The following is a 9,542-nucleotide window of genomic DNA, read 5'->3' on the forward strand; positions in this document are numbered from 1 at the left end:
ACAAATGGAACGCTATGGTTTTCTAAATCTTTGGAGAAGTAATAAATTTCTTTCCAGTCTAATTTGATTTTGTCTTCATAAAGCGAAAAGAATTTATCAACGTATTCATTCAGAATATTCCAATATAGATTCTGAATTTTCGAATAGGAATGCTGGCCAGTCAAATTCACTTCACTTCTGGGTGACCAGTTCTTCCAATTACATTGACCCAGATCATCTCTCATCACATCGATTAAAGAAGCTGAGTTGAGGGGGGAAAGCGCAAGGACGCCTTGATCGCCAAAGATAATATCTTTTCCAAACGTATTAATCGCAGAAACACTCTTTAAATGGGGATGAAGAAGTTTAAGGATGGGACTTTTTTGAATATTCCGATAAAGGGCAATAGCATACTGCCCCACATTCAAATGCCCTCTGCCTAAATGTCCCTTAACCTGTCCATCAATAAACTCAGCAATGCGGAAATACAGCTTCGCTTGCTCCCACTTTGCCCCGTCTCCAGGCTCAGCCGAACCATCATCGACAAATTCAGGGGGGAAAGACGCAATTTTCCGTAGTTTCCATTCAATTTTTTGGGGAATCAGCTGATCATTCCCATCTTTCACCATTGTTAAATGCACACTAGGTGCTTGATGAATTTCATCCCATCTATATGGATCTAAGTTGTAGCGAACATGAAATTGTCCATTGCTATCTTGGGTCATTAGCGCTGGTGCAAAACCATTTAAAGTTGCATCAATAAAGAACTTATCGTCTCTAGATGTACCGTTCTCGATGGTGAGGTTTTCTGGGAAAACAGCTTGCGCTGCTTCAACCGAAGCCTGTTGTCCAGCATTCCGTCTTTTCAGTCCCCATGGAACTGATTTAAGCAGTATTTTACGAGTCTGTGGTGCGACAAAATTCTGGGGAGAGGCAAAGATCCCTGCTCCTTCCGAACGTATCAGTGGGACTGCATAATCGGGATCATATTCCCAATCAGCGATCAAAATAGTACCGAAATCATAGTTTCCTTCTACATTCCTGGGACCATCTTCCTCATAAATCACATGAGGCTGACTTTGATAGTCCAATCGGATGACCTTAACGGTTAGATCGGGGGTATCACCAGCATCATCCGTATCATATTCAATATTGAACTCACCATTGTCGTTCGTTCTCCCTGAACCGACTAGGTCATCTAGCCCAAAATCTCGGTCCCAAATTTCAATTAATGTATCTCTAAACGGTGATTGATCAAATTGTCGAGCAATTTTGCCGGAAACCGTTTGCTTAACCATGGCATGAGGCAGTAGTTCTACATATTATTTATCATTTATATCCATGGCTTTTATGCATCATTATCAATAGTTAATACCTTAGAGCTGCTCGAATATTTCACAGGAGAACATTATTTTTTAGGCATAAGCCTGACAGCATACTTGGCACGCTCGGGTGGGGAAATCAGGCATCTTTACATCAGCTTATGAAGCTGTGAGGCTTAGGTTCCAGCGGTGACACGTCGCCATCAAAATCAGCTTAATCAAATGTGGATAGGTCAGGTTTTGGGCTTGGGCGATTTGGGCGAGCGATCGCAAAGGATGTAACGTCGCATCGGCATTCACATCCACCAAATAGGCTTGTCCCCGGCCTAACCGAAAATCGAAGGTGGCATAATCCAAAGGTTGCAGTAGATTCATCAACTTCAATGCCGCGCTTCGCAACGGCTGTAAGCCTGAATCAGCCAAACTGACATTTACTTTCTGAAATCCCCCCTGACGCTTCGCTGGCAGATCTAATACTTGCTCCTGCAAAGCTTGACCTGACGTCGTCAAAGTTTCCACGGCACCCAGCAAACTCGGTTCGAAATTGCCAACTACCCCAACCGTAATTTCTCGCCCTACAATCAACGGTTCACAGAGCACTGCGGTTTGAAACTGGGATTGAAGCTGCTGCACCTGTTTCTGCAATACCGCCAGCCCAGCCTCGGCCTCAAACCGCTGCAACCCCAGGGAATAGCCTTCACAGGTGGGTTTCAAAAGCGATACGGGCCATGGAGGTAACGCTGTAATCGATTCCCCTAAACCAAAGCGACGCCAAGGCGGGGTGGCAATGCCGCACCAGTCTAAAACGGGTTTGAGCCAGTCTTTATTTAAGGTCAAACTTTTAGTGGCCGCATCGCCGCCGGTATAGGGAATGCCTAGGTGTTCTAGCAGCGCGGGGGCTAGAGCCGTACGATTGCGGGACAGAGCACCCACGGATAAGTTCCACACTAGATCAGGCAGGTCTTGCTGCTGCCAGCGATGCAGCAAACTCTCCAGAGTCCCAATAGCATCAACGGTATGCCCCAACTCCGTGAGGGATTGGGTCACCGCAGCCACTTCTTCCGGTTCACGCCAGTGGTAGTGAGTGTTAACTTGGGCCTCTGGTGCAGCCATCAGCTCCGATTGGGAGTCAAACAGAAGGCCAATCTTCATGATGGCAGGGCATCCGGTAGCCACATCGTTTGTGGATCAATCGGCAAAAACAGAATGTCAGGATAATCATTGCCCCGCCGCCGCTGGTGCCAGCGTCCAATCAGCTGTGGTTCAGGGCCAGGGGTGAGTCCGACGAGTTCTAGCTTGCCGTCTTCATGGGTGAGGATATAGCGAAATCGCTTGACGGAGCCATTACAGCGTTGCCGCAGTCCTTCAACCAACTTCAGTCCCTCCAGAATCGGCAGTTGAAAATGGAGGGCATGTTTAACCGGGCGCGGATGGAATAGATATTGAGGCAGGACGCTAAGGCGATGCAGTCGCTTAAACAAGGTTTCCATCACATCAACGGAACTGTTGACCCCTTGCATCAGGGGAATTTGGGCCGTAAGCAGACAGCCTGCGTCTCGCAGAACAGCCAAGGCCTGTTCTGCTGCTGGGGTGATTTCACGAGGATGATCGAAGTGGCATTGAAAGACGATTTGGAATCGCTCTTGATACTGAGCCAACACTTGCAACAACTCAGGATCAGAAGTAAAACGGCTGGGAAGAAAGGCGGGCAGCTTGGTGCTAATGCGAATTTGCCAAAGGTGAGGAATCTCGGCCAGGGCTGCGAGCAAATTAGCGAGACGGCGGGTACTGGATACCATTGGGTCACCCCCAGACATCAGCACATTGTCGATTTCAGGATGGGTTTGAATATATGCGATCGCAACCTGCAAATCCTCGATGGTTTCCTTGGTCATCACATCTTTGCTCATCAAGCGGCGACGAAAGCAATAGCGGCAATGGCCCGCACAGGCCTGGGTGACAATCAAAACGGCGGTCTGTTCGTACTTATGCTGTAATCCAGGTACCACCGTCGATAAAGCTTCACCACTGGTATCTAGAGAGCCCTGGTCATCCTGTTCATACACCGAGGGTAGGAGTAGCTGCCGCAGCGGATCGGTGGGGTCTTGCCAATCAATCAGTTGGGCATAGCTCTCCGGCACCATAAAGGGAAAATGGGTTTGGGCAGCGGTGATGCGATCGCAGTCTTCCTCTCCCAGAGGTAAGGTAGTAGCCACCGTTTGCGAAAAATGAAGACTCGCTTTGAGTTCATCCCGCCAGGCCAGGCGCTTAGGCGTCGATAATGTCATCCCCTCACACTCCCTAGATAAATCTTTGAGGATCAGCCACACATCAGATCCTCGGTTTACAATAATGCCCTAACAACAACGGAGCTGAACGATTGACGGCCTCCTCTTGGCGAACCCCACTACGACTGCTGAAGTGCCGACTGCGTCAATCCCTCAAAGAGATGCAGCGAGGTTATGGCCAGCCGTATGCACAGCAGCAAGCGCCGAGAAACTCCTCCAGATTTAACCATCTCTGGAGCCAATGTCAAACCCCCATCAAGCAAAGGTCTTCTGCGAATAACCTCCATCAAAATCGACTGATCAATATGAGCTTAGCGGCTCAATTCGTAGATGGCCTAATTCTTCAGCCCCAGCAACTCTTTGGCTTTTGGCGACGTATCCCTCAACCCACGATTCAAAATGGCTTTCAGGCTGGCCCGATGCTGATCCGAGGACAACTAACGACGGATGCTGGCGGGGGGCTGTGCCAAATTTCTACCACCTTGTTTGGTGCTTTTCTGGCGGGCAATTTGGAGATTTTAGAACGGTCCAATCACAGCGTCGATACCTACGGCGACGATCGCTTTTTTACCCTGGGCCAAGATGCAGCCGTTGTCTATGGCTATAAGGATCTGGTCGTTCGCAATCTGCATACCGTTCCCCTCCAGCTACGCCTGCAAATTGATGAAGCCCAATTGACCGCCACTGCCAGTCTTTGGGGACCAACCCCCATTTCCGACACTATCTCGCTAAACTCTGAGGTGATCCAATCGTTACCTGCTCTCCCAGATGGCATTCCAGGCTGGCGGGTGCGCACCCAACGATGGGTCCAACCCCCTGAATCGCCCAAAATCCTCACCTACCAAACAGAAGATACCTACAAGCCCTACCCCCTATGAACCCACCGATTCAGGTTTCTGCCTCGCAGCTTCGTGCCTTTATCACCGCTGTTTTAGCAAACTATCCCCTGCAATCCGAGGCCGCCACTGCGATCACCGATCACTTAGTCCAAGCCAATTTATGGGGCATGGATTCCCACGGATTGCAGCAAATTATGGGGTATGACAAAAGTCTCCGGAGCGGTCGAATCAATCCTCAGCCCAAGCTACACATCCAAACGGATCGCCCCACGATAATTCGGATTGAAGCTGATCGTGCGCCTGGGCAATATGCCAGTCAGATAGCCATGCAACAGGCGATTACAAAGGCTCAGGAGATGGGCATGGCCGTGGTGGGGGTCACCAACAGCAACCACTTTGGTATGGCGGGCTACTATACGCGGATGGCTGCCGCTGCTGGGATGATCGGCTTTGCTACCAGCGACACCAATGTTGTGGACTTAGCCCCCTATGGTGGCAAAGAAGCCCGACTCGGCAATAATCCTTTTTCCTGGGGCATTCCCAACGGGGACATGCCTATCGTCTTGGATATGGCGGCGGGAACCGTGAGTGGCGGCAAAATTAAGCATTTCGGCTATCAGGGATTGCCCATTCCACCAGAGTGGGGCTTAACGGCGGCAGGAGAGACCACCTCTAAAGCGCAAGCGGTGGCAGTCAATCAAGCTGCTTCGCCCAAAGGAGCGGGGATGGCCCTGGTTGCGGATTTGCTCTGTGGTCCGCTTTTGGAAACGGCGGCAGCTCTATTTAAAACCAAATCTAGGCACGATCGCATGAACGGTACGGGGCATTTTTTCTGGGTGATGGATCTGGCGGTCTGGTCTGATCCAGAAGAATTTGCAGAGCGAGTGGGGGATGCGATCGCAACTCTAAAACAAACCCCACGCCTCGACCCTCAACAGCCCATCTATTTCCCCGGCGAGTTGGAAGTTGTAACCGAGCAGACGCGTACGCAACAAGGAATTCCTGTACCCTATGCTCTAATCCAAGATTTGGCCCACCACTTCGGCCCTGACTTGGTAATGCAACACCTAACGCCTGATCTATCTATCTCCCTTAACGCTTGAATCCATCCACCCCAAATAGCCAGGGCCGTTTAACAGTGGCAGGCTTTATCGGTCTCTACCTCCACGGCATTGTAGTCGCTATGCCCGGTGCCTTCCTGCAGCAGTGGACGGATACCTTTGGCGCAGGCGTCAATATTGGCCTGTTTTATATCCTCTTTCTAGTCAGCAGCTTGGGGGGATTGATCTGGGTTTCTCGCCAAAAATATCGCCATCCCGTCTTTGCTTTAGCCTTTGCTGCCATTGGCATTGCCTTTATCGCCGCCGCTTGCGCTCCTCAGTTTGCCTGGATTGGGGGTGCGGCCCTCCTGCTGGGTTGGGGAGACGGCATTCTCAACTTCCACTGCAATAACTTGGTGGGAGAGCTACATCCTCGCCGTAAGATCACCGTCTTAAATTGGGCCAATGCCACCTTTGGGGTTGGGGCTCTGAGCGCTCCTCTGATCAATGCGGCATTACCGTGGCGCTGGGCCTTTGGCTTAGTGGCAATGGGAGCCATTTTAGCCATTGCCCTGGCATGGCAAGCACCCCCAGTTCAAAATTTTCAGCCTCGCCATGATCGCGTTCAGTGGAGCATCGCTTGGCCCTTTTTATTGGTGATATTGATTTACGTCGGCTTGGAAAGCTCGATTGGCACTTGGAGTGGGTCTTACCTCAGCAGTCTGGGCTGGAGTAAGGGATGGCAAAATGCTTTACTTTCGGCTTACTGGGGTGGTTTGACCCTAGGTCGCCTAACGTTGGGCGTTTGGGTCGGCCCTCGCCCAGTGCGACGGTTGCAGATGTTGTTTTTGGTGGGTTTAGGTGCCATTGCCCTGACGTTTTTGCCCAGTTTTGGATTTCTGTTCCCCGTTGCGGCAGTCCTCTATGGCCCTACTTTTGCAACCATCTTTGCCCTTCTACAAGGGTGCTGCGGTCATGTGGCTTTAGGCTATATGTTCTACGCCGCCTATCTAGGCAAAACCCTATTTCCTACGGCCCTAGACCCAATCCCTGATCCTATTAACCTACGCTTTGGGTTTCTCAGTCTTGCCCTACTTCTCTACTCCAGCAGCCTTTTATTGAAACGCCAATCGACCAAGGATCTTTGATTAGTAGTCGGTAAATATGTGAAGAAGGCTAACAGTTGTCTACAGACAATAGAATTATTCAGCAAGACAAAGCAACCGCAAGACTACTGAGTCAGCCACCGAGATATAACGTAAGTTTTAAGTCCTTGCTATTCTGCAAATATCATCAATAATTGCAATTCATACTCTGAATGCACTGTTATGGATAAAAATATCGGAACAAAACCTATTTCAGCTTGGCAAAAGTCTATTAAGGCCGATTTCAAGGAACTGTTTAAGGCATTAGGGAAAGCAGTTGTGGACGGTGCATTCCAGAACTGGAATAATCTGGGACTCGATCTGACAGACGCAATTTCTGCGTTAGGGTTAGCCCCTCAACCTGAAGAACTTGCCTGGTTACTAATTTATAAATCGCTAGTTGAAGCTCTAAAGACACTCCTCTTAGACAATAAAAATTTAATGGAGAAGCTTAAGCCTAGTGATGCTGATTTAGAAAAAAGTTGCCATAGCTTAAAAGTCCACTTGGATGAATTTGAATTAACGATTGATACTAATTTTTTCGCAAACCCAAAGCAAATTCCCGTCCTAGAAGAAATCAAGCCCCATCTAGCCCAATGGTTGCAGAATTTTGTTGAAACGCAATCGCAGGCACAGGCAATTTCCAATCGACTACCCAGTCTTTTTGTTTTGGCCTTACATGACGAATGGTGCAATAACAAAGAAAAATATAGCCGCATTTTAGATCAGGTTGATACACCATTCACTAATGCCGCCGAACGGGAGCATCACTGGTTAGGGTATTCTGCATTCCTACAAAATCAAATTGAAGAACGTATGTTTGATGAGGCTTTTGGCCTCAAGCAAGTGTATGTGGAGTTATGCGCTTATTTTCTCAAAGCATCTCCTAAAGAAGATGATTCAGAAGATGGAGGTCATCTGTGGGGTCATGCACGAGACAAAAAACGCTGTGTTGTTGATCTTGCCACCACCTTGAAAGACTGGTTAGACAAAGCTGAACGCAATGATCCAATTCGATTAATCAGTGGTGGCCCTGGTTGTGGCAAGTCCTCTTTTACCAAGTTTTTTGCAGCAAAGTTAGCGGAGAATCTTAGCCTGCCAGTGTTGTTCATTCCGCTGCATAAGTATCAATTTGACCCATCTGGTGATTTAGTGGAGTCCGTGGGTAAATATCTCAAGCATACAAGGCTACTTAGTTTTAACCCTTTAGAGCCGGAGGCAGAAGAATCACGATTGCTCATCATCTTTGATGGGCTAGATGAGTTGGCAATGCAAGGAGAATGGGAAGCAAAAATCGCTGAAGATTTCGTGCAGGATGTCTCCAGGAATGTAGAGCGATTCAATTCACAAAAGACACATGTGCAGGTCTTAATCAGTGGTCGAGAGTTAGTTGTCCAAACATGCTCTGAATTTAAGCGGGAGGGTCAAATTCTTCATATTCTGCCTTATTTCACCCCACCAGACGAGCGCGAAAAGTATGACGATCCCCAAGCTCTACTCGAAACGGATCGACGCGATATCTGGTGGGAAAAATACGGTGACAACAGCGACTTAGGTTATACCCAACTCCCAAAGGAACTCAAGACAGAAAATCTGACTGAGATTACCAGTCAACCTTTGCTGAATTATTTAGTTGCACTCAGTTACCGAAAAGGAGAGATAAATTTTTCGGACACCAGTAACTTAAACGAGATTTATGCTGATCTTCTGGCTTCAGTCCACAAAAGAGACTGGGAAAACCAAAAGCAACACCCAACTATTCAGAAGGTCAGCAAAGATAACTTTACTCGCATATTAGAAGAAATTGCAGTATCTGCTTGGCATGGCAATGGCAGAACAACTACCGTTAAAGAGATTGAGAAACGCTGTAACAGTCCACAACTCAGGGAACAGTTCGATAATTTTGCGGATGGCGCAGAAGAAGGGGTCACTCGTCTACTGACAGCCTTCTATTTTCGACAAAGTGGTCGGCGAAATCGTGAGGATACTTTTGAATTTACTCACAAAAGTTTTGGTGAATATCTAACCAGCAAGCGCGTTGTTCGGGAAATTGAACGCATCCATCGGATGCTGCACAAAGATGAGCTAGATGAACGCTGGGACCAAAAAAGGGCTTTAAGCCATTGGATCGATTTATGCAGCACTTCTGAGCTGGATCAATACGTATTTCAGTTTTTTCGCAATGAAATCGCTCTGAAGGATAAGGAAGTTGTAAAAGCTTGGCAAATAACTTTTTGCCAATTGATTGAGTATATGTTGGGCCATGGGATGCCTATGGAGCTAATCCATCCAAGACCCAATTACCAGGAAGAATGTCAGCAGGCCCGCAATGCCGAAGAAGCATTACTCGCAACCGTCAGCGCCTGCGCTCGGCATCTCAAAAAGCCTTATAAGATTTCGTGGCCAAATGACCAATCTTTTAAGTTTTGGCTTGGAAGATTACAAGATCTCAACATTAAGACTGCTCTGGTTACTTCTTGCCTTAATTATCTGGATTTAGGTAAATGCCTTATACAAGGGGCAGACCTTCAACGGGCATACCTTCAAGGAGCAGACCTTCAACTGGCAGACCTTCAACTGGCAAAACTTCGAGGGGCAAAACTTCAAGGGGCAGACCTTCAACAGGCATACCTTCAAGGGGCAGACCTTCAACTGGCAAAACTTCTAGGGGCAAACCTTCTAGGGGCAAACCTTCAACAGGCAAACCTTCAAGGGGCAGACCTTCGAGGGGCAAAACTTGAAGGGGCAAAACTTCAACAGGCAAAACTTCAACAGGCAAAACTTCGAGCGGCAGACCTTCAACAGGCAAACCTTCAAGGGGCAGACCTTCCAGGGTAAGCGCAAGAAAAATGAGGCGTTAATATGCTATGGAACTCCATTCTGTTAAAAGGGTTTCCCATGGCTACAGGTTTCAGCAAGACCCCTTCCT

7 protein-coding genes are annotated in these 9,542 nt (G+C 48.2%); 4 read left to right on the plus strand and 3 right to left on the minus strand.

Going from position 1 to position 9,542, the window contains the following annotated elements; genetic code table 11:
* The 3 genes from Q0991_RS08175 to Q0991_RS08185 form a co-directional block, all read right to left on the minus strand.
* A partial coding sequence (locus tag Q0991_RS08175; RefSeq protein WP_299487220.1) for a lipoxygenase family protein occupies window positions 1–1,046 on the minus strand: 1,046 nt, incomplete at its 3' end.
* A gap of 414 nt (window positions 1,047–1,460) precedes the next feature.
* The gene (locus tag Q0991_RS08180; protein WP_299487223.1) at window positions 1,461–2,453 is read right to left on the minus strand and encodes a D-alanine--D-alanine ligase; all 993 of its coding nucleotides are present in this window, start codon (window positions 2,451–2,453) and stop codon (window positions 1,461–1,463) included.
* Complete coding sequence (locus Q0991_RS08185; protein ID WP_299487226.1) at window positions 2,450–3,589, minus strand: KamA family radical SAM protein; 1,140 nt, start codon at window positions 3,587–3,589, stop codon at window positions 2,450–2,452. Before Q0991_RS08185 ends, Q0991_RS08180 begins: the two co-directional genes overlap by 4 nt.
* Window positions 3,590–3,681: 92 nt before the next feature.
* Between Q0991_RS08185 and Q0991_RS08190 the strand changes: the two genes are divergently transcribed.
* The 4 genes from Q0991_RS08190 to Q0991_RS08205 all read left to right on the plus strand — a co-directional run bounded on the left by Q0991_RS08190 (window position 3,682) and on the right by Q0991_RS08205 (window position 9,451).
* Window positions 3,682–4,467 (plus strand): VanW family protein, encoded by a 786-nt coding sequence (locus Q0991_RS08190; protein ID WP_299487229.1) that lies wholly within the window; start codon window positions 3,682–3,684, stop codon window positions 4,465–4,467.
* Window positions 4,464–5,531 carry an Ldh family oxidoreductase gene (locus tag Q0991_RS08195; protein ID WP_299487232.1) on the plus strand — a complete coding sequence of 356 codons (1,068 nt, stop codon included), beginning with the start codon at window positions 4,464–4,466 and terminating at the stop codon, window positions 5,529–5,531. The genes Q0991_RS08190 and Q0991_RS08195 overlap by 4 nt, the downstream gene beginning before the upstream one ends.
* Entirely contained in the window at window positions 5,528–6,616 is a 1,089-nt protein-coding gene (locus Q0991_RS08200; RefSeq protein ID WP_299487234.1) for an MFS transporter, read from the plus strand. The genes Q0991_RS08195 and Q0991_RS08200 overlap by 4 nt, the downstream gene beginning before the upstream one ends.
* Before the next feature lie 180 nt (window positions 6,617–6,796).
* Entirely contained in the window at window positions 6,797–9,451 is a 2,655-nt protein-coding gene (locus tag Q0991_RS08205) for a pentapeptide repeat-containing protein (protein WP_299487237.1), read from the plus strand.
* The last annotated feature ends 91 nt before the right edge of the window (window positions 9,452–9,542 follow it).

Origin of the sequence: Acaryochloris sp. IP29b_bin.137, assembly GCF_028285745.1 — a bacterium.
In the GTDB taxonomy this organism is placed as follows: Bacteria; Cyanobacteriota; Cyanobacteriia; order Thermosynechococcales; family Thermosynechococcaceae; genus Acaryochloris.

What these genes read in the sequence shown, in the direction of transcription:
- Q0991_RS08180 (WP_299487223.1), bottom strand. Translation starts at nt 2,453, where the DNA reads ATGAAGATTGGCCTTCTGTTTGACTCCCAATCGGAGCTGATGGCTGCA.
- Q0991_RS08185 (WP_299487226.1), bottom strand. Translation starts at nt 3,589, where the DNA reads ATGACATTATCGACGCCTAAGCGCCTGGCCTGGCGGGATGAACTCAAA.
- Q0991_RS08195 (WP_299487232.1), top strand. Translation starts at nt 4,464, where the DNA reads ATGAACCCACCGATTCAGGTTTCTGCCTCGCAGCTTCGTGCCTTTATC.
- Q0991_RS08205 (WP_299487237.1), top strand. Translation starts at nt 6,797, where the DNA reads ATGGATAAAAATATCGGAACAAAACCTATTTCAGCTTGGCAAAAGTCT.